This window comes from Hymenobacter sp. GOD-10R, from assembly GCF_035609205.1.
Classification (GTDB): domain Bacteria; phylum Bacteroidota; class Bacteroidia; order Cytophagales; family Hymenobacteraceae; genus Hymenobacter.
Genome location: NZ_CP141184.1, coordinates 5,376,394 through 5,397,669, shown reverse-complemented (window position 1 = coordinate 5,397,669; position 21,276 = coordinate 5,376,394). Strand labels below are relative to the sequence as shown.

Genomic DNA, 21,276 nt, shown 5'->3' with positions numbered 1-21,276 from the left:
AGTTGGCAACAAGTGAAAACCCGTACCCGAGTGAGGAAAGGGAAGCGTACAAGCTGTTGCATAAAAGTGGTGTGAAGCATAACAGAGCGGATTATATGCAACAAAGTAAATATAAATATTTATATTTTACTATAATTAGACCTGTCTTTCTCAATATGGGAGTGAAGACAACCAGCAAGCCAGACAGAGCTAAGAGGCTAGGTGCGCTAAATTTCTCTCTTGCTCGGCTACGAGGAGGCGGCTGCGAATAGAATTTGACACAGTACCCAAGCGCATTTTTTGTGCTGCCTGGCTTAGCGTTCGTGCAGTTGTTCGTTAGCGAACAGAGTGTTCATATCTGGACAATATGAATGATTATGATAAATCATTGTTTATAATTATACCATTGATATACAGATGTTTATAACATTGGTATATGTCTTGGCTAGGTTCACAGGAATGCGCCATTGTACGGATCAAAACCGGACGTTTATGGCACGACGATCAACACGTCAGTACTCATGATCCTAACTATCCTATTCCAATGAAAACACGCTTTTACTCTATCGTCCTTCGGCCGTTTGGCCTTTTGGTTACGGGCCTGAGCATCAGCATTGGGGCTCAAGCCCAAACGGCAGCTGCTATCAACGGTGCCGTGCACACGGCTGCCGGCGCACCCGTTGATTACGCGACCATCACGCTGCACCACGCCACCGATTCATCGGTAATCAAAACCGAGTTCAGCAACGAGAAAGGCTTGTTCCACTTCGAGCAGGCGGCGACTGGTCAATACCTTGTGTCAGCGTCGCAAGTGGGGTTTGGCCGGCAGTGGTCGAAGCCATTTGCGATGACTAGTGCCAGCATAACGCTGCCCACGCTGACCCTCACCAGCAGTGCCGCTACGCAACTGAAAGGAGTAACAGTAGTCGGCCAAAAGCCACTGTACGAGCGAGAGGCTGACCGCACCATCGTGAACGTGGAAGGCTCGGCGCTGGCCGCCGGCAACACCTCCTTGGATGTGCTGCGCCGCGCGCCCGGCGTGACCATCGATAATAACGACAACCTAGCTTTGCGCGGCAAACAGGGCTTGCTGGTGCTCATCGACGGCAAGCGCCAGCCCATGACCGGCACCGAGCTAGCTGACTACCTGCGCGCCTTGCCCGCCGACCAGCTTAAGAACATCGAGCTGATTACCAACCCGCCCGCCAAGTACGACGCCCAAGGTGGCGCAGGCATTATTGCCATCAACACGAGAAAGGACCAGAAGCTAGGCACCAACGGCACGGCTAACCTGAGCTACGGCCATAGCCCTTACAGCAAATACACCGGCGGTCTGAGCCTTAATCACCGACGCAAGGGTGTCAACCTATTCGGGTCCTACAACTACGCGGATCGAGTATTTCTGAATCAGCTTACCATCAATCGGGAGTTCTATGTGCCTGCGCAGGGTACGGAGCGGGAAATCAGCGGTACAACCAGCCAGGAAAACCGTATCCCTGGTAGTTTGCGCTCCCACAACTGGAAGGTTGGGGCTGATGTAAACGTAGGAAAGCAAACGGTGCTCGGGGGCGTATTCAGTGGACTCGATAACCTATCGAGACAAGATGGAACCAACCATTCGGTTCTGACAGACGTGCTCAACAACCGTTCGCAACGCTATAATTCAACCAACTACCGCACCTCCCACAACCCGAACCTAGCCGGGAGCCTCAACTTTCGGCACACATTCAAAGATTCACTCGGGCTGCGGGAACTGAGCGCTGATGCTGACTACGCGCACTTCAGCACCGACCGCAAGCAGCAGCTAGCTACTATAGTCGATGGCGAACCAATTCTAAGTCAGCAAGTAACCAGCAACCAGACGGGCACGCTCAACATCCAGTCGGCCAAGGTGGACTACACCCAGCCACTCACCAAACAACTGCGCCTGGAAGCGGGCGCAAAAACAAGTAGCGTAACCGCCGACAACGATGTGCAGTTTTTTACCGACGGTCAGTTTGACCTAGGTCGTTCCAACCATTTTAAGTACGAGGAGAACATTAATGCGGGGTACTTCAACCTTCGCTACAGCCAGCCCAAGCTGACGCTGCAAGCGGGCTTGCGTGGCGAGCAAACCAACGCCGTGGGCCGGCAAACGGTGGTGCAGCCGGGCGTGGAGCCGAACTTCGACCGTCACTACTTCCAGTTGTTTCCTAGCGCGGCCGTGAAGCGTACGTTTTCGGAGCAGCACGAAACCAGCCTCTCGCTCAGCCGCCGCATCGACCGGCCTTCGTACCGCCAGCTCAATCCATTCCGCGTGATTATTGACAAAACAACGTCGGGGGGAGGTAACCCTTATCTGCGTCCTCAGACCAGCTACAACCTAGAGCTGACGCACACCTTCAAGCAGAAATACAGCCTAGGTTTGAGTTATAGTCTCACCAGCCAGCCGCTCATCGATGTGGTGCAGCCCGAAACCGACAGCACCGTGATTTCAACGACGCGCAACCTGCACCAGCAGCATTACTATGGGCTGACCTTCACGGCGCCGGTGGAAGTGGCCAAGTGGTGGACCATCTACAACAACGTCGTGCTCTACTACAATCGATTTCAAGGCAACCTAGCCGGCACAAACCTCAATCGCGGCGGCGTCTCGCTGGACCTGACCTCTAGCCATACCTTCACCTTTGGGAAAGGGTGGAGCGCCGAGCTGAGCGGCAACTACCAGTCGCGGCAGGTGTATGGCTTTTTCGTGCAGCGCCCGCTCGGGCAGCTTAGCGCGGGCGTGCAGAAGAGCCTGTGGAACCGCAAAGGCAACGTAAAGCTGAGCGTAGCCGACATTTTCTACACACTGCCGGCGCACGTGGTATCGACCTACGACAACTACGTGGAGCGCTTCTACCAGCGCCAGGATTCGCGGGTGGCTACGCTGGCCTTTAGCTACCGCTTCGGCAACGACAAAGTGGCGCCCACCAAGCGTCGGCAGAGCGGCGCCGAGGACGAGAAGCGCCGTGCGGGCGGAGGACAATAAACACCAGAACCTAGGGTGGAAAGTCCAAGGTGCATACGTTCTCTTGTAAGCTGGTTTGACGAGTCTCAGCAAACAGAAGCTCCTCTAATATTATATTTTTATAATATTAGAGGAGCTTCTTGCATTTTGTCGATAGGTGTAGAAATATTTTATCAAATTTGTAGTCCATTTCAACTATACCTAGGGGTATGGCTGTTTATCGCTCATCGTCCACGGAGCCGTAGCTAACTACCTTATTCGTATCGCTACAGCCGCTTTCCTTTCTATGCCCGACTTCTTTGACGTCAACCTGCAACAGATACCGGATCATTACCTAACCGGCAACTGGCGGGTAACGGACCGCGTGCTGAACCGAACGGATCCCAATAGCCCCTTGGCGCAAGCCACCACACTGCGCCTGAGCGACGTGGCACTGGAAGTGGAAACAACGGGTGAGGTAGAGCAAGGCCGCTGGCAGATTCAGCGCGACGAACTGCTTCGGCGCCCGTACCTGGAGCTGCAGCTAGCCCAGGAAACCACCCGGGCCCTCATCACGCGCCTGCGCCGCTCCACCGATGGGCTCCGTAGTCAACTCACGCTCTACTTCATGTCGGGAATGGAACTGCTGTTGCTTCAGCCGTAAGTTCTGTATTGCCTATTACTACGCCATTCATGCCTACGCTTGAAAATACCTCCGACTTCGAACGCTTACAAACCGCTGTCGATGCGGCCGGGGTAGGAACCTGGGACCTAAACCCCATCACCGGAGAACTGCTCTGGTCGACCCGGTGCAAGGAACTGTTCGGAGCCTCGCCTAGCACTCCTATTGATTACCAACGCTTCCTGGAAGGCTTGCACCCAGATGATCGGGCCACTACGGATGCTATAGTCCAACAAGCCCTTGACCCGAAAGGCAATGGTGAGTACAACATTGAGTACCGCACCATAGGGCTGGAGGATAAAAAGCTCCGCTGGGTGCAAGCCACCGGCCGGGCCTTCTTCAATCAGGACCGCACCCAAGCCATTCGTTTCATTGGTACGGTAACCGATGTAACCGAGTCGCGCCGTCGCGACCTACACCTAGGTCGGTTGCTGGAGTCCGATTTGATCGGGATTATTTTCTGGAATCTAGACACCCAGCGCATTACCGAGGCGAACAATGCGTTCCTGAAGATTGTGGGCTACAGCCGCGAGGACCTGCAAGCCGGCCGCGTCAACTGGAAGCAAATGACGCCTCCCGAACTGGAGGCGCTGGATGCCAGTGTGATCAAAGAGCTGGAACAAACCGGCGTGCAGCGGGCCCACGAGAAAGTATATCTCCGCAAGGATGGTACGCGCGTACCTGTGTTGCTGGGCGGAGCGCTGGCCGAGCCAGGCAGCCGCGACGGGGTGTCGTTCTGCCTCGACCTGACGGCGCAAAAGGAAGTGGAGGCGCAGCTAGCGACCCGCGAGGCCGAGTTTCGGTTCGTTATCGAGTTTTTACCCCAAATGATCTGGCTGACGGATCCGCAGGGCTACCACACGTTCTTCAACCAGCGCTGGATCGACTACACGGGCTATGATGTAGCCCAGAGTCGGGGCACGCAAATGTGGAACGACCTGCTGCACCCCGATGACCAGGAACGGTCGCGCGAGCGGTGGAATCATTCATTGACTACCGGCGAGTTCTACGAAATAGAGTACCGCTTCAAGGCCAAAGATGGTAGCTACCATTGGTTTCTAGGCCAAGCGATGCCGGTGAAAGATGAAGCAGGCAACATCACGCAGTGGTTTGGCTCCTGCACCGATATTGATGAGCAAAAGCGAACCGAGGCAACTCTGCGCTGGAGCGAGCAGCGCTACGAGCTAGCTTCGCTGGCTACCAACGATGCCATCTGGGATTGGGACCTCGAAACGCAGTCCGTGACGTGGAATGCGGCCATTACGCGCGTCTTCGGCTACGCGCCTGACGCGGTGGAGCAAACCGCGCAGTGGTGGTACGACCACATTCACCCCGACGACGCTGAGCGGATAGTCCACGGCATTCACGAGATAATAGACAACGGCGGCGGCAACAAATCTTGGCAAGACGAGTATCGCTACCGCCGCGCCGACGGCTCTTATGCGCAGGTGCTCGATCGTGGCTACGTGGCTTGCAACGAAGAGGGCAAAGCCGTGCGTATGATTGGCGCGATGCAGGACATTACCGAGTACCGCAAAGCCGAAACGGCGCTGCGCCAGCGCGAAGAGGAGTTCACCACCCTAGCCGATAACATGGCGCAGCTAGCTTGGATGAGTCAGCCCGATGGCCACATCTATTGGTACAACCAGCGCTGGTATGACTACACCGGCACCACCTTCGAGGAAATGGAAGGGTGGGGCTGGGAGAAAGTGCATCACCCGGCGCATGCTGCCCAAGTAGTGGAGTTTGTGAAAGCTGCCTGGCCCGCCGGGAAGCCCTGGGAGCTTACCTTCCCGTTGCGCGGCAAAGACGGCAACTACCGCTGGTTTCTGACGCGGGCCGTGCCCATGCGCGATGCAGAAGGACAGCTTGTGCGCTGGCTAGGTACCAACACCGACATCACCGAGCAAAAGCAGCTACAGGAGCAGTTAGAGCGCTCCTACGCCGACCTGGAAGCCAAAGTGATGTTCCGCACGCTTGATCTGGAGCACCAAGTGCAAGACTTGCAGCGGCGCTTGGCCGAAGCTACACAACGCTAGACTAAGCTAGGTATGTCGGGGGCTGACAAAACCACAATCCATTGTGGTTTTGTCAGCCCCCGACGCTTTTAATTAAAGCTGATTATAGCTGAGGCTTTTTGGACACGTAGAGCACGCCATTTTGCTCGCCGCAAAAGGCGAAGTTTTGCCCATTTCCGCACAAGGGAGCTGAGGCCGCCACGTATAGCCGCGACTTGGCATCCACGTACAGGCTATTGATCTGATGCTCATTAGGCAACGTCAGCTTCTGCCCTGTGGAAGTGTTGATGCCAACCGTTTCGAGGTAAATGCCATTTGATGGAGGCGAAGCTGGTACCTCCTGAACGTTGATGCTATACTCTGTACCCGACGCTGTGGTAACGCGGTTCAGGGCTACTCTCGGCTCGAAGTCCGCACGCCAGCGCCAGTTGCGGTAGGGCTTCCACGTGAGGCCTTTATCCAGACTAAAGTGAGAGGGGCTCGCCGCGTAAGCGGTGGCGGAGTTGCTGAAGGCGCTGCCTAGGCCGCTCGTCAAGAGCAGAAGCGTGTCCTGCTGCTGGGAAAAGCCAAAGACGCCGTGTATTTCCTGGTAATTGCAGGTGCGCCACGTGCGGCCGCGGTCAGTGGTTTGATAAACTTTGTAGCGAGTCGTAATAACCAAAGTGCCGTCGATATCGCCGGTTACGGCCTCAATCGCGCGGGCATCGGGGGCACGCAGGGCATACCAGTCGGCGTACTCAGGTTGCGCTTCTTCTTTGGCGTCTTTCTGACAAGCACCTAGGGTTAGCAGGAGCGTAGCAGATACGAGTAATGATTTTATTTTCATAAGGAAAGAGCACCTAGGTATAAGGGTGAGTAGTAGGGGAGGAGCGCCTAGTAAATAAGAAGAGCAAACAAGTTAGTAAAAGCTTGCACGTGCGCCGAAGGTAGAGGAAAGCTAAACGCTAGGAGCCCTAAGCTGATTACGTTTGCGTTATCTATTCACCAAGTACACGGGTGGCGCCACACAGCGTAGAAGCAGCCTTTGTAGCCGCTACGGAGACTTTGAGTAGTTTCCCGACTCAAGCTCATACCTGTTTTACGTTTATGCTTCGTTTTTTTAGCTGCTTGCTGGTGCTGTGTGCGTTGGCCCTTCACACGCAAGCGCAGTCCTTGTACATGCCGCGCGACATTCAGCGGGCGTACCAAAAGGGTACCCGCTCGCCCGATGGCCGGCCCGGTAAAAACTACTGGCAAAACACCGCCCGCTACGACATTACGGTGCGGGCCATGCCGCCCGACCGCTCCATTCGCGGCCGCGAAACCATCACGTACGTCAACCACAGCCCTGATACGCTCAAGTCGCTGGTGTTCCGTATCATCCAGAACATCCACCAGCCCGGCGCGGCCCGCGACGGCGATGCCGGCCCCGACTACCTGACCTCCGGCGTCGAGATTGATTCGTTCAGCGTGGCTGGGCAGGCGCGGCCTACGGCTTGGCAGGGTCCCGCCACCATCAAGATTGTGCCCATGGCCAAACCGCTGCTGCCCCACGACTCCGTGCGGATGCAGGTAACCTGGCACTTCCCCATTTCGAAGCAGAGCGGGCGCGAGGGCATGATAGACCCCACCACCTACTTCCTGGCGTATTTCTACCCCCGCGTGGCCGTGTACGACGACTATGCCGGCTGGGACCGGATTGCATTCACGGACAGCAAGGAGTTTTACAACGATTTCAACGACTACACCTTGCGGGTGCAGGTGCCGGCCAACTACATCGTGTGGGCCACGGGTACCTTGCAAAACCCCCAGCAGGTGCTCCAACCCGCGGCGGCCAAGCGCCTGGAGCAATCCATGACCAGCGACGAGGTTATTCACGTAGCCACGGCGGCCGACCTAGCTAAAAAGAGCATCACCAATCAGGCTGCGATGAACACTTGGGTGTGGAAGGCCAACGACATCTCCGACGTGACCCTAGGCCTGAGCGACCATTATGTGTGGGACGCCGCCAGCGTGGTCGTGGACCCTGCCACCAACCGCCGGGCTAGCATGCAGGCCGCCTTTGCTGATGCCACCAAGGACTTCCACTCGTCGGTGAAGTTTGGGCAGAACGCCCTTGGGTGGTTTTCGCGCAACTGGCCGGGCATACCCTATCCGTTCCCGAAGATGACGGCCTTCCAAGGCTTTGCCGACATGGAATACCCCATGATGGTGAACGACAGCCCGCAGGAGGACATGGAGTTTGCGCAGTTTGTGCAAGACCACGAAATCGCGCACACCTACTTCCCATTCTACATGGGCATCAACGAGAGCCGCTACCCTTTCATGGATGAAGGTTGGGCCACCACGTTTGAGCTGCTAATTGGGCGCGTCGAGCGGGGCGAGCAGAAGGCTGAGTCCCTGTACCGGCAGTTTCGCATGGGCTGGGTGAGCAACCCGGCCGCTAACCAAGACCTGCCCACCATCACGCCGGCCGATGAGCTGAAGCGCGGCGCCGGCACCAATGCCTACGGCAAGCCTTCCATCAGCTACCTAGCTCTGAAGGATATGCTCGGGGATGAGCTGTTCAAAAAGTGCCTGCACGAATACATGAACCGCTGGCACGGCAAACACCCCATACCGTGGGACTACTTCAACTCGATGAGCAACGCCTCAGGTAAGGACCTGACGTGGTTTTTCAACAACTGGTTTTTCACCAACTACTACATCGACCTAGCCGTGGAGAAGGTTGATCAGGCGAAGAAAAAGCCTTCGGTCACCATCCAAAACATTGGCGGCTTTGCGGTGCCCGTGGATGTGAAAGTGGCTTACACCGACGGCAGCAACGAAACATTGCATCAAACCCCCGCCATCTGGCAAGCCGACCCGCGCCACGCCACCGTGCCGCTGAACGCAAAGAAAACGGTGAAGTCCATTGAGCTAGCCGGCGGCATCTTCGTGGATGCCAATGATAAGGATAATAAGTGGGCAGCGAAGTAGCGGAAGCTAGGTCTTCTAAAAAGGTCGTCATGCTGAGCTTGTCGAAGCATTTCTACTGCCAAAGTAACTTGATTAGTACTGCGGTAGAGATGCTTCGACAAGCTCAGCATGACGTTCTAAGGGTTTGCCTTATGCCACCGAGAGCAGCTTAATCACTGCTGCCGGGTCTGCTACTTCGATGATGAGCTGATCGTAGTCGTCGTGCTCTAGGTCAATGATGACGGCGTTGTCTTCGTTGTGAACGTCCCAGAAAATACGGCGGTCGTCTTTCAAGAACGTACCGGCGGTGATGAGGCCGGGAACGTTCGTGCCGGGCAACCGCCAGCCTTTCCACCAGCCTTTGAGGGCTTCCGGGTCCTGGCGCACCCCGCGAATATGGGCTGCCGGAATCTGGAGCTGGCTCTTGAATGCCCAGAGTTTGTGCAGGCCTTTCACGTTGAATAAGATGCTATTGCTTTCCTTGCTGACGTCGATCATGTAGCTGCGTGGATTGGTGAGAGACGATATTGCCAGTAAGTTAGCGCATCAACCTATCGTTGATACGCTTCTGATGAAGTTCCTTTTTCGCTCTTTACCCTGTACCTAATGCGTTCTTTTCTTACCCTAGGTCTGCTGTTGTGTGCCGCTGGTGCGCAGGCGCAAGCCTTCAAACCTGAAGAAATTGCCCGCTGGCAGCAGCAAGCCAAGCAGATTTCCGTTGTGCGCGACAACTGGGGCGTGCCGCACGTGTACGGCAAGACCGACGCCGACGCCGTCTTTGGCTTGCTCTACGTGCAGTGCGAAGACGATTTTGCCCGCGTTGAAGACAATTACATCACCAACATCGGGCGCTTGGCGGAGGTGCAGGGCGAAGCGGGCTTGTACAACGACTTGCGAGCTAGGCTCTTTCTCGACAGCACCCAGGCCATTGCGATTTATAAGAAAAGCCCAGCTTGGATGAAGCAGCTGCTCGATGCCTTTGCTGCCGGCACCAACTACTACCTCTACACGCACCCCACTGTGAAGCCCAAGCTGCTGACGCGGTTTGAGCCGTGGATGCCGCTCATGTTTAGCGAAGGCAGCATTGGCGGCAATATCAGCGTGGTGCCGCTGGAGCGGATGAAGGCGTTCTACGGCCAGCGCAAATCGACCTCGTGGATCAATAATGACTTTGAGAAGCTAGATCGGGAGCCTGTGGGCTCGAATGGCTTTGCCATTGCGCCTGCCAAAACAGCCACCGGCCACGCCATGTTGCTGATCAATCCGCACACCTCGTTCTACTTCCGGCCTGAGGTACAAGTGACGAGCGAACAAGGCCTGAACGCGTACGGTGCCGTGACCTGGGGGCAGTTCTTTGTCTACCAAGGCTTCAACCCGAACTGCGGCTGGATGCACACGTCTAGCAACGCCGACTCCATGGATGAGTACTTGGAAACCATCGAGGAGAAAGACGGCAAATTCTATTATCGCTACGGTAAGAAGCTGCGGCCCGTGCAGGTGCAGAAAATGAGCCTGGCCTACAAGCAAGACGGCAAAACGCTACGCAAGGAATTTACTACTTACCGCACGCACCACGGCCCGGTAGTGGGCCAGCAAGCCGATAACAAGTGGATGACAGTGCGTATGATGGATACGCCACTGGAAGCCCTGGAGCAGTCGTACCTGCGCACCAAGGCTACCGACTACGCGAGCTTCAAGGAAGTGATGAAGCTGAACGGCAACGCCTCCAACAACACCGTGTTTGCCGATAGCAAAGGCACTATTGCCTATTGGCACGGCAACTTCATGCCCAAGCGTGACCCTAGCTTCGATTGGAGTCAGCCCGTGGATGGCAGCAACCCCAAGACCGAATGGCAGGGGCTGCATAAAGTGGAAGAGTTGGTGCAGGTGCATAACCCCGTCAGCGGCTGGATTCAGAACTGCAACTCGACGCCGTTCACCGTGTCGGGGCCGAGCAGCCCCTCGAAGCAGCAGTACCCTATGTACATGGCCCCCGACGCCGAAAATTACCGGGGCATCAATGCTGTGCGCGTGCTAAGCCGGAAGCAGGTATTTACGCTGGATACGCTAATTGCAGCGGCGAAAGACCCGTACCTAGCAGCCTTCCAGGAGTTGATTCCTGCCTTGGCTTCGGACTTTCAATCGGTATCGGATGGCACCAATCCGCCCCAAGGCGAGGTGGTAGAAGCCATGAAGCTACTGCGCGACTGGGACAAGCGCTACAGCAAAACTTCCGTGGCCCAAACCCTGGCTATTTACTGGGCGGAACGGTTGCAGCGCCTGGCGCGCGGCCGCGTACCCGCCGATCAGAAGCTGGATTATATTTCCTTCACGAGCTTTACTATTCGCAATACCAATCCGCAGGAAAAGGTAACAGCGCTGCAAGAAACCCTCGACGAGCTAACCCGCGACTTTGGCACCTGGCAAATGCCTTGGGGCGAAGTAAACCGCTTCCAGCGGCTGACCGGCAACATCGAGGAAACCTATGACGACCAGAAACCTAGCTTGCCGGTGGCTTTCACCTCGTCGGCGTGGGGCTCGTTGGCGGCGTTTGGCGCCAAGACGCAGCCCGGCACGAAGAAGCGTTACGGCACCGTCGGCAACAGCTTTATTGCGGTAGTCGAGTTTGGGCCGCGCATCAAAGCTAGGTCGGTGCTCACGGGCGGCGAAAGCAGCAGCCCAAACTCCCCCCACTTCACGGATCAGGCGGCTTTGTACTGCGAAGAAAACTTCAAAGACGTACTATTTTACCCGGAAGACGTGCGCCAACACGCCGAGAAAACGTATCATCCGGGTGAGCTGTAAGGCGGCCATAGCGCGCCTCGTCAGAACGTTGTAGCGCGAAGCTCCCGCTTCGTGCCTCGTTGAACGATAAAGCTAGCACGACCTAGGTGCCAGTCGTTCAACGGCACGCGAAGCGGGAGCTTCGCGCTATAATCGCCTTAAGTGCTATTTACAAACCTATTCTTTCCCCTCACGCATGAAATACCTCAACCAAATCACTGCCAAGTGGCTGCTGGCGAGCTTGAGCCTAGCTTTGCCGCTCAGTGGAGTAGCTCAGAAAAAGACGGCTACAACCAGCAAAGCCACTACCTCAGCCAATGCGCTGAGCGCTATTCGCGAGAGTGACGTGAAAAGCGACTTGTTTGCCCTCGGCGGCGACCATTTCCGTGGCCGCGAAGGCGGCACACTCGATGAGCTACGAGCTTCCGCCTGGATTGCCGAGCAAATGCGCGCTATCGGGGCGCAGCCCGCCGGCGACGACGGCACGTATTTTCAGTTCTTTCACATCCAGCATACCCGCATCACCAAAGCCAGCCAGATCAGCATTGGTAACCATAAGCTGACCCACGGCCAGGATGCCTTTGTGCTCGCCCCCGGCAAAGCTACCGTGAATGCGCCGCTGGTGTACGTGGGCACCGGCACACCCGCCGACCTAGCCAAGGTCGACATCAAAGGCAAAGCCGTGGCCATCCTGTTCTCGGGCACGGGGCCAGCCGACCTGAGCTTCCGCCGCTACATGACCGCCACGATGCGCGACCGGTCGGCCGAGCTGGTGAAGGCCGGCGCTGTGGCCGTAGTATACGTATCCGACGCGCGGGCGCAAGATCTGTTTGAGCACTGGAGCACTAGCTATGAGCGGGGCCGTTACAGCCTGCCCGGTGCGGCTACTACTCGGGTTGTTGCGCAAGCTCCAACCATCTGGTTGCCCACTACGGACCTAGCCTGGGTGCAGCAAGCTGGTCAGCAACTCGTGGCCAACATCGAGGTGGAGAGCTTCACCTATCCATCTGTAAACATTGTGGCGAAAGTGCCTGGCACCGATGCCAAGCTCAAAAACGAATACGTACTGTTCAGCACCCACCAAGACCACGACGGCGTGCGCAAAGCCATAGCGGGCGACTCCATCTGGAACGGCGCCGACGACAATGCCACCGGCTGCGCCGGTACGCTGGCCGTGATGCGTGCCTTCGTGAAAAAGCCAGCCCGGCGCACAGGCTTGTTTGTGTTCCATGGGGCTGAGGAGCGCGGGCTCCTTGGCTCGTACTATTACTCGGAGAAGCCCACGGTGCCGCGCGAGGCCATTGTGGCCGTGCTCAATGCCGAAATGATTGGCCGCAACGCCCCTGACAGCGCCGCGCTGCTCGGCTCGCAACGACCCCACCGCAACTCCGCCGATCTGGTGAGCCTCGCAATGAACGCCAACCAGGCCGGGCCGAAATTCAAGCTCGATACCCTGTGGGACAAGCCCACGCACCCCGAGGGCTGGTATTTCCGCAGCGACCACCTGCCGTATGCCAAGCTAGGTATTCCGGCCATCTGCTACACCACGCTGCTGCACAAAGACTATCACACGCCCAAAGACGAGCCCGAGCGCATCAACGTAGCCAAGCTGACCAACGTGACGCGCTGGATTTACTTGACGGGCTGGGCAGTAGCCAACCGCGACCAACGCCCCGCGCCGGATAAGGATTTTAAGTTGGAGCGATAAACGCACGCCACGACGCAAGCAAAAAGCGCGAAGACGATGCTAGTTATAGCACATCGTCTTCGCGCTTTGGCGTTAAGGGCTTGCTAGGTAGCAAGCGGGGTTATTCGTGACCTAGGGTAGCGTCGAAGGAAGGCCGCCCGGCACCCATGATCAGGATGAGCAGTAGCAGCGCCAGCACGACGGTAGAAACCCAGAGTTCCATGTTGTCGAGGCGGATACCTTGCTGCATATTAACCAGAAACACAGCCCCCAGCAGAATAGGAATTTGCAGTAGTGCGGCTATGCGAGTTTGATATCCAACGGCTATCATCGTGCCGCCCACGATGTGCATCACGCCCGCCATCATGGTCGCTTTGCTGTAGTGGCCGGATAAGAAAGGCGTAGCGCTTACTATCCGGAATACCTCCGAGGCGTACTCCGCGAACAGCAAGCCTTTAATCAGCAAAAAAACGCCTAGCCCAATGCGGGTAATACCTAGCCCTATTTGCCGATGAGCGATGGGAGCGGAGGAGGGGAAATGGTGGGTGGTTTCCATGACAGAGAGCGTAAAAAAGGTGGGTTGACTACTTACATGTTACGTAAGATAAGCAACTCACTTTCAATAATCAAGCGCTAGCGTAGGAGCTAGCGACGTATCTATGGCCCGTGCAGAAAAAACAAGCTAGCAATAGTCCGGCGCCTCTTCGCTCTCATAGGGCGTTAGCCAAAAAACAAGCAATTGAACTGAACAAAAAAGGAGCACCGGTTGTGCTAGCTATGGAGGGAAGAAAGCAACCTGCGCTTGGAGGCATGCTTTTGCGAATAGTACAAAACATAAGTTGATGTCATTCCGTACCTTGCCTTCTTTCTTTTAGTGTTGAGCTTACTGCGGGTAAGCAGTTCTTTTTTCTTCTTTTGCATGAACCACCTCGTGTACATGAGCCGGGCAGTCCGGCCCCTTTCCGACCAGGATTTACAGGAGCTATTGACGCAGTGCCGCCGTGATAATGCCCGTGAGCACGTCACTGGTATTCTTTTCTACAGCCATGGCAACATTGCGCAGTTAATCGAAGGAGAGCCAGAAGTGATTGAAAGGTTATTCAAGCGTATTTCCCGCGATGGTCGGCACTCGCACGTGCACAAGCTGGTCGAAAAACCAATTACCCAGCGCAGCTTCTCGGAGTGGTCGATGGCCTTTCACCCACTGGAGGCGGACGCTTTCCACCAGTTAGCGGGCTTTTTCCTGCCTCACCAAGTGCCTGCCATGCCCGGCACACTCACCATTGCCGATGCGCTGCTCGTCGACTTGGTTCGCCAGGCAGTCCTAGGTCCTATGCATCAGGACAATGACTCGACGACGAACACCGCCGCCGTATAATTCATTTTTCTTCAAGCATTCGTTCTGCTCCTGCACCTCATAAGGCAGTCCGGGATTTCGTTGTTGAAATAAACCACTGCTGCTGTGCTGCCTTTTTCTCCCTCGTTCGCTATGCGCGACTATCAGCTTCAAAATATTCTGCGCCATATGCCGGCTGGTATTGCGACGTTGCTAGGGCCTGAGCTACGCTATGGCTTTGTCAATGAAGCAATGCAGGTGCTGCTAGGAGCAGAGGGGCTCGAAGGACAGCCATTGGCCGAACATACTACGCTGCCTACCGACCTGCTGGACGTACTACTGGAAGTGTATCGTACGGGCAAGCCCTACGTGGTAAAAGGGTATGGTTGGCCGCAAACGAGTGGTCAGGCACAGGAAGAACCAGTAATGCGCTACTATGACCTAGCTCTGGAGCCTATTCAGTACGAAAAGGAGGAGGAGCGAGGACTGCTGCTGTTTGCCGTAGACGTGACGGCGCAGGAAGAAGCTCGTCAGCGGGCGCACCACCTAGCACTCGAAACCCGCCGGCTAGATGCGCGCCTACGGGTGCTCACCGAAACGGCGCCGCTGGTCACATTCACCGTAGATGCGGCAGGCAGTTACGAGTACGTTAGTCCGCAGTGGTACTACTATACGGGTCAGCCGCCAACGGCTGATCTAAACGCCATCTGGCCCCTGCTTATTCACCCCGACGACCGCCTGCGCGTGATCTATCAATCAGATGCGGCGCGGGAGGCAGGTACTGGTTGGAGCTACGAATACCGTTTGCGGCGCCACGACGGAAGTTACCGGTGGTTTTTGAGTCGCGCCCTGCCCGAATTGCACGCCGCCCCTGACAGGCCTACCCATTGGCACGGCGCCGTGACGGAAGTGCATGACCAGCGCGAGTTGGCGGATGCACTGCGTCGCGGCGAAGCGGAGCTGCGTTTCCTGGCCGACAGCATTCCGCAGCTGATCTGGACGGCTACTGCCGAGGGCCTTATTGAGTACTATAACCAACATACCGCCGCCTACTCTGGCATGTCGCCCGACGAGTTAGGTCCGACGGGATGGGTGGCGCTGCTTGACCCGCTGGAGCAGGCAGGCGCTGCCCGGCGCTGGGTGCGGTCGGTGGCAACGGGTGAGAACTACGAGGGCCTTTTCCGGATGCGCCGCCACGATGGGCAGTACCGCTGGCATATCATCCGGGTCCGGCAGCTCACCGACGACCGTGGTCCACGCTGGTTTGGCGCGTGTACCGACGTTGACGACCAATACCGGCTCCGCGAAGTGTTGCAGGTGCAATACGACGAGCTAGCCCGCACCAACCGGGACTTAGACACGTTCGTGTACACGGCGTCGCACGACCTAAAGCAGCCAATTTATAACCTGCGTGGTCTGTTCGATGAGTTGCGACGCACTGCCACGTTCGACGATCCTGAGCAGGAACAGTTACTCAGCATGGTAGATGAATCCTTGCATCAGCTTGACGTGACGCTGCACGACCTAGCTGCCACGGTGCAAGATCAGCGGCAACTAGCCGCACCTACGGAGCTGATTGAGTTAGAGCACGTATTAGAAGAAGTGCTTCTGGGCCTGCGAACACAGATTCTGGACGCGCAGGCTACCATCACCGCGGACTTCGGAGCGGCATCAACATTGCTTTACGGCCGTGCCAACCTGCGTAGCGTATTGCACAACATGCTCAGCAACGCCTTGAAGTTTGCCCACCCTGAGCGCACGCCTTACATTCAGTTAGTCAGCAGCCTCTCGGAAACCGGAAGTCCGCGATTAGTCGTGCAGGATAACGGACTCGGGCTCACCTTGCGCGAAGATTCTACCATTGATTTTCAACGCTTCGAGCGGCAACATCCGCATGTAGCCGGCGCTGGCATTGGCCTATACCTGGTACAACGGATTGTAACTAGCCGGGGTGGGCACCTTGAGGTGGAAAGCACCGTAGATGAGGGTACCACCTTCACCATCTATTGGTTCGAATAAGCCAGTAAGTAGGCTTTAAAAGGGCAGCTAGGTACGCTAGTTCGACAGTTTAGCTCGGGTTACCAGGGCTTGGTAAGCAGGCGAAAGCGCATTCGGGCGGTTCGTTAATTCTGCTACCTCGTCCAGCGTCAGTTCCCCATCGATATAGCGTTGCAGATCAGCAAGTACGTAGGCCGACGGCTCACCGCCCCCGAGGCGGGCTACGGCGATACCCCATTCGGCCTGGCGCTGGCGCTGCTGGCGCTCTGCTAGCTCCTCGGCGGATAGGTCCGGTGGAAAGGGGTTGAAATACTTACTGATCATCGTAGACTCAAACGAGGCAAACCAGTATAAGTGTGCCCTTTTTGGTCCTCTTTTTTTAGTAATTTAGCTTGGTAGCGTGCAATTAGCTAGGCGCTAGCTTGTTCGTGGAAAGTGAGATACACGATCTGATTGAGCAGCGGTGCATTGCTGACGTCGGTAGCGGCTGCGGTTAGGTCCTCGGGATGAGCAAAGCCCGTGAGCGTGCGGAAGGCCCGGTCGTCAACGGGACGGAACGCCATCGACCAATCGCCAAAGTTGCGGTTTGTCAAGGGGCTGTCGGCTAGCTTAATAACGCTAGTGTGCCGCAAATCGGCCCTGATGTGCTCATACAGTGCGCTAATCACTTCTTCCTCGCCCTCTAGTACTTGCACAAACTGAGTGTTGTGGTAGAGCAATACTCCCGTGATTTCGTGGGCCGCGTTGAAAGACCGAGCCTGTGTTAATAGTTCTTGTAGCTCGGTATCGGCCATCGGGCGAATAGCAGTACTCTGGTAAATAATGTGGTGCAGAGCCATAGAGATTAGGGCAAGGGGCAACTGGGTTTAGAAAAGCTAGGGTAGCCCTAACAGGCAAGCAATTTACGCATCAGCGTAAAAATGAGAAATGTTTCCTAAAATGGGAAAGTAGCTCGGCTCATGCTACTATCGGGCCAAGGCTGTTGGATAGGTAAAATCCATAACCCAAGAATACCAACTAGGCTCATGCGTAAAGGCATAAAGCTTCTACCTTCGCTACTCTGCACAAGCTGCGAAGTCAAATAACAGGCTCAACAAGCTACAAAGGCCTAATTTTCAGTTAAAACGTTATCGAAATACTTCTGCAACAAAGCGTTGATTTTATCCTTCGTTAAGGGCTTGCTTAAGAAGTCAGAAACGCATAGTTGCTGGGCTCGTACCACGTCGGCAGGATGCAGGGACGTAGTCGTGAGCATGGCGATAACAATGGCTTTTTGCTGTGCCAATGGCAGTTGCTGATAGGCTTGCAAGAACTCAAACCCGTTCATGATCGGCATATTGATGTCCAGCAGAATCAGCGCGGGACAAGCTTCGTCTGGAGCGGGCTGACAGTGCTGTTCCATCAAGTTGAATGCTTCCTGGCCGTTCAATGCCACAATCAACTGTTCGGTGATTGCTAGGCCCTCTAGCAATCGTTGGTTGATAAAGTTGTTAACCGGATCATCGTCGACTAACAAAATACAGGGTAATTTTCCCACAATAACGTAAAGAGTAAGGGGTTCAGAAATCCGGGGTCTTTCTAACGAGCTGAATAGCCTAAAAAGACCTCGCACCAGGGTTTATCAACTGATGTGGGCCGCCAGGATGGCGTAAGCTGACTAGGTGTGTGCAGGACCTCGTGGTTGTGCTGACCAAACCAATGGTATTGCTGACCGGGTAGACTGTCGGTCGGTAATCTGCTTGGTAGCCAGGGCAAACCACAAGGACTTCCCTGGGCTGGGCTGGTGCGTACCGCCGCATGACCTAGCCCAAATGGGCTACGTGCAATGGCAACAGACAGGCCAGCCAAGGAAAGATACATAGAGCGGATACTAATCAAGGATAGAGTCAAAGAAAGCAAGAAAATGCTAGCATCCGATAGGCGTAGTCATACTTTAATCATGATGATTTTTAGGCAACTTGGATTCCTTATAGTTGCCAGAGTGGGTCGAGTATCAGGTGAATGAGCGGTGCATTTGCCCCCGAAAGGCTTTCCGCTACCTTTACGCTGCTACTTAACCCCTCGCTGCGGATGATCCGAACTGTTATTTTTGATATGGATGGCGTCGTTATCGACACCGAGCCGATTCACCACAATGCTTTCTTTACCCACTTTGGTGAGCTAGGTATCGACGTCTCCGACGAGATGTACGCTACGTTCCTTGGCTCTTCAACCCGCAATATGTACCAGCGCCTCAAGAAAGCGTTTGGACTAAACGAAGAGGTAGAAGACCTAATGAACCGGAAACGAGAGCTGTTTAATAAGCAGTTCGATGAAGACACCGAGCTCGATTTGTTGCCCGGCGTGCGCCACCTGATCGAGGATCTGCACCAGCATGGAGTGCAACTCGTGCTGGCTTCTTCGGCCTCCAAGGCTACTATTGCCCGTGTGTTCAAGCGCTTTGATCTGTATCCTTACTTCTCGCACCTAGTAAGTGGCGAAGACTTCACGGAATCGAAGCCCAACCCGGAAATATTTATCCACGCCGCTGACCTCGCTCAGACGCCTAGAAACGAGTGCATTGTGATTGAAGACTCGACCAACGGCATTACCGCCGCCCATGCGGCTGGTATCTATTGTGTGGCCTATGCCAGCGAGCATTCAGCTTTACAAGATTTGCGCCTAGCCAATCAGGTCATTAAGCACTTTGACGAGCTCAGTGCCGAGAAGATTATGGCCATTACGCCAAGCTAGCCCACTAGGAAGCAAGGCGCAAAAGAGCTAGGCTATTATCCAGCAAAACGACCAACTTGCTACGCCTGTGTAGCAGGTTGGTCGTTTTGCTTTAAAAATGCTGTGCTGCTCAGGAGCAACTCAAGCACAGCAGATTCGTAGGGAGTAGATGGATTTAAAAATATAAAGATAATATTGGATTTTACTTTCAAGTTTATCTTTGACAGCACCTCTTTCCTCTAACTACCCTATGAATTCAAACGCTACTCACGCAAGCTCTGTGAACTTGCCGGGCATTGCTTCGTTTCGGCCGCGCGCCGTGCTGGCTAGCCTGCTGTTAAGCCTATGGGCAGGCGCCGCGCAAGCGCAATCGTTTAGGGTCGTGAGCGTACGACCCGTGAGCAACGCCCGGTCGGCGCCGCGCACGACTCCCGTGACGGCGCGCTTCAGCCAGACGCTGAACACGGCCACGGCTACGCAGCAGGCGTTTAAAGTATTCAGCCAGCAGGCTGGGGGCCGCAAGGCGGGTAACATTGTCAGCAACACCAGCAACCGCGACACGATTTCCCTGCTCCCTACTAGGCCGTTTAAAGCCGGCGAGACGGTATTTGCCACCGTCACGACGGCCATCCGCAGCAACAACGACCAGCCGCTGGATAAGCCCCAGGTGTTTCAGTTCACCACCGCTGTTGCACGTAGCGCGGGCGTGTTTGTGCCGGGTTCTGATCCGACTGTGGGCAATGCACCCGCCGACGTTGCTGTGGGCGACATAGATGGAGATGGTGACCTCGACTTGCTGACCACTAGCCCTTCGGCTAGAGCTGTAAGCGTGCGTCTGAACAATGGTAGCGGTTCGTTCAGCGGTACGCAGGAAGTAAGCATAGGCTCCCAGCCCTATGGTCTGACGCTAGGTGATGTAGACAGCGACGGAGACCTAGACCTGCTAACGCTTGCTTCTAATCTCTCTAGCAGCACAGAGACACTCATCGTACGCCTAAACAATGGGGCTAGCACGTTCGGGGCAGGTTCAGAGGTAGCGGTAGGAGGTTTGGGCTCAAGATCGATAGCGTTAGCCGATATCGATGGAGATGGCGACCTAGATGCACTCACCAGTGGTATTATCAGAACCATTAGCGTCCGACTGAACAATGGGGCAGGTGTCTTTAGTGGCAGCCAGGAAGTGAGCGTTGACACTGCACCCTACAGCGTTGCGTTGGGTGATGTAGATAATGATGGAGATATAGATTTGCTAGCAGCTAATTTGGGGGCCAGCAATGTGAGCATTCGTCTGAACAATGGAGCAGGCGTTTTCAGTGGCACTCAAAACGTAGCGCTGCCACTTTATACACCAAACAGCGTCGCGCTCGGGGATGTGGACGGTGACGGCGACTTAGATTTCGTCGCAACGGGCACTAACCCATTCGGAGATGGTGTGGCAAGCATACAGCTGAACAATGGCGTCGGCACTTTTTCTATATCGGGGCTAGTTTCGGTTGGAAGAAGCCCGCAGAAAGTGGCCATAGGCGATGTTGATGGTGATGGCGACCTAGATTTTACAACGGTCAATGGTAGCAGCAACACCGTAAGCGTGCGCCTAAACAACGGCCAGGGTACTTTCAGCGGAAATGCAGAAGTGGCAGTCGGCAACCAGCCCGCTAGTCTTATTCTAGCTGATGTAGATGGCAATAATACCCTCGACATAATAACGGCAAATGCGCAGGCAAGCACCGCCAGCGTGCGTCTGAACAGCCAAGTTCTGGCTACTAAATCGGCGCAGAAAACAGGGCCGCTGAGCCTATATCCAAACCCGGCCCACGGCAGTGTGCGCCTGCAACTGCCCAGCGGCTACAGCGGCCAAACCGGGCAAGTGAGTTTAATTAATGCACTGGGACAAGTGGTGCTGCAACAGCCGCTCAGCACCGCTGCTGCGCCGGAGTTAGCCTTACCTAGCTTAGCACCCGGAATTTATACGGTACAGCTAAACATTAATCAGGCTACTCTAGCCACTCGCCTAGTAATTGAGTAGCCCTTCAACCTGCATCAACTCTTTAGCTTGACAAAAAGCCCTGTGTTTAATGAGCGCAGGGCTTTTCTACGACATAAGTCAACAAAAACGGAGGAAATAGCTCGCAATAATCAGCCTGGCAAATAACCTTTTGCGCGCTTATAAGTCTC

The 21,276-nt window shown here is 55.4% G+C and carries 16 protein-coding genes; 10 read left to right on the top strand and 6 right to left on the bottom strand.

What is annotated here, in order from left to right; all coding sequences use genetic code 11:
- The first annotated feature begins 523 nt into the window (after positions 1 to 523).
- The 3 genes from SD425_RS21550 to SD425_RS21540 all read left to right on the top strand — a co-directional run bounded on the left by SD425_RS21550 (position 524) and on the right by SD425_RS21540 (position 5,668).
- Complete coding sequence (locus SD425_RS21550; protein ID WP_324672138.1) at positions 524 to 2,989, top strand: outer membrane beta-barrel protein; 2,466 nt, start codon at positions 524 to 526, stop codon at positions 2,987 to 2,989.
- Positions 2,990 to 3,254: 265 nt separating this feature from the next.
- Complete coding sequence (locus SD425_RS21545; RefSeq protein ID WP_324672137.1) at positions 3,255 to 3,611, top strand: hypothetical protein; 357 nt, start codon at positions 3,255 to 3,257, stop codon at positions 3,609 to 3,611.
- 29 nt (positions 3,612 to 3,640) lie between these two features.
- Positions 3,641 to 5,668 (top strand): PAS domain-containing protein, encoded by a 2,028-nt coding sequence (locus SD425_RS21540; protein ID WP_324672136.1) that lies wholly within the window; start codon positions 3,641 to 3,643, stop codon positions 5,666 to 5,668.
- An 82-nt stretch (positions 5,669 to 5,750) separates the two neighbouring features.
- On the opposite strand, the gene SD425_RS21535 is transcribed toward SD425_RS21540, so the two are convergent.
- On the bottom strand, positions 5,751 to 6,473 hold the full coding sequence (locus SD425_RS21535) for a hypothetical protein (protein WP_324672135.1): 723 nt from the start codon (positions 6,471 to 6,473) through the stop codon (positions 5,751 to 5,753).
- A gap of 260 nt (positions 6,474 to 6,733) precedes the next feature.
- Here SD425_RS21535 and SD425_RS21530 point away from each other — a divergent pair, with 260 nt between their 5' ends.
- Positions 6,734 to 8,605 carry a M1 family metallopeptidase gene (locus tag SD425_RS21530; protein ID WP_324672134.1) on the top strand — a complete coding sequence of 624 codons (1,872 nt, stop codon included), beginning with the start codon at positions 6,734 to 6,736 and terminating at the stop codon, positions 8,603 to 8,605.
- Positions 8,606 to 8,734: 129 nt separating this feature from the next.
- Here the strand turns inward: SD425_RS21530 and SD425_RS21525 are convergent, their stop codons facing one another.
- Positions 8,735 to 9,082 carry a hypothetical protein gene (locus tag SD425_RS21525; protein WP_324672133.1) on the bottom strand — a complete coding sequence of 116 codons (348 nt, stop codon included), beginning with the start codon at positions 9,080 to 9,082 and terminating at the stop codon, positions 8,735 to 8,737.
- A gap of 108 nt (positions 9,083 to 9,190) precedes the next feature.
- On the opposite strand from SD425_RS21525, the gene SD425_RS21520 reads away from it, so the two are divergent.
- Positions 9,191 to 11,389 carry a penicillin acylase family protein gene (locus SD425_RS21520; protein WP_324672132.1) on the top strand — a complete coding sequence of 733 codons (2,199 nt, stop codon included), beginning with the start codon at positions 9,191 to 9,193 and terminating at the stop codon, positions 11,387 to 11,389.
- Positions 11,390 to 11,564: 175 nt separating this feature from the next.
- Positions 11,565 to 13,076, top strand: coding sequence for a M28 family peptidase (locus SD425_RS21515; RefSeq protein ID WP_324672131.1), 1,512 nt, complete (start codon positions 11,565 to 11,567; stop codon positions 13,074 to 13,076).
- A gap of 100 nt (positions 13,077 to 13,176) precedes the next feature.
- Here the strand turns inward: SD425_RS21515 and SD425_RS21510 are convergent, their stop codons facing one another.
- Positions 13,177 to 13,611: a DoxX family protein gene (locus SD425_RS21510; RefSeq protein ID WP_324672130.1), complete on the bottom strand. Its 435-nt coding sequence runs from the start codon at positions 13,609 to 13,611 to the stop codon at positions 13,177 to 13,179.
- Between the two features lie 363 nt (positions 13,612 to 13,974).
- On the opposite strand from SD425_RS21510, the gene SD425_RS21505 reads away from it, so the two are divergent.
- Both SD425_RS21505 and SD425_RS21500 read left to right on the top strand, forming a co-directional pair.
- On the top strand, positions 13,975 to 14,433 hold the full coding sequence (locus SD425_RS21505) for a BLUF domain-containing protein (protein WP_324672129.1): 459 nt from the start codon (positions 13,975 to 13,977) through the stop codon (positions 14,431 to 14,433).
- Positions 14,434 to 14,517: 84 nt separating this feature from the next.
- The gene (locus SD425_RS21500; protein ID WP_324672128.1) at positions 14,518 to 16,410 is read left to right on the top strand and encodes a PAS domain-containing protein; all 1,893 of its coding nucleotides are present in this window, start codon (positions 14,518 to 14,520) and stop codon (positions 16,408 to 16,410) included.
- Positions 16,411 to 16,446: 36 nt separating this feature from the next.
- Here SD425_RS21500 and SD425_RS21495 read toward each other — a convergent pair whose 3' ends face one another.
- The 3 genes from SD425_RS21495 to SD425_RS21485 form a co-directional block, all read right to left on the bottom strand.
- Positions 16,447 to 16,713: an antitoxin VbhA family protein gene (locus SD425_RS21495; protein ID WP_324672127.1), complete on the bottom strand. Its 267-nt coding sequence runs from the start codon at positions 16,711 to 16,713 to the stop codon at positions 16,447 to 16,449.
- Positions 16,714 to 16,799: 86 nt separating this feature from the next.
- Positions 16,800 to 17,228: a BLUF domain-containing protein gene (locus SD425_RS21490; protein WP_324672126.1), complete on the bottom strand. Its 429-nt coding sequence runs from the start codon at positions 17,226 to 17,228 to the stop codon at positions 16,800 to 16,802.
- A 269-nt stretch (positions 17,229 to 17,497) separates the two neighbouring features.
- Positions 17,498 to 17,926, bottom strand: a complete 429-nt coding sequence (locus SD425_RS21485; RefSeq protein ID WP_324672125.1) for a response regulator — start codon at positions 17,924 to 17,926, stop codon at positions 17,498 to 17,500.
- A gap of 533 nt (positions 17,927 to 18,459) precedes the next feature.
- Between SD425_RS21485 and SD425_RS21480 the strand changes: the two genes are divergently transcribed.
- A complete protein-coding gene (locus SD425_RS21480) occupies positions 18,460 to 19,122 on the top strand; it encodes an HAD family hydrolase (RefSeq protein WP_324672123.1) in 663 nt (220 codons plus the stop codon).
- 229 nt (positions 19,123 to 19,351) lie between these two features.
- Positions 19,352 to 21,127, top strand: a complete 1,776-nt coding sequence (locus SD425_RS21475) for an FG-GAP-like repeat-containing protein (RefSeq protein ID WP_324672122.1) — start codon at positions 19,352 to 19,354, stop codon at positions 21,125 to 21,127.
- Positions 21,128 to 21,276 lie beyond the last annotated feature (149 nt).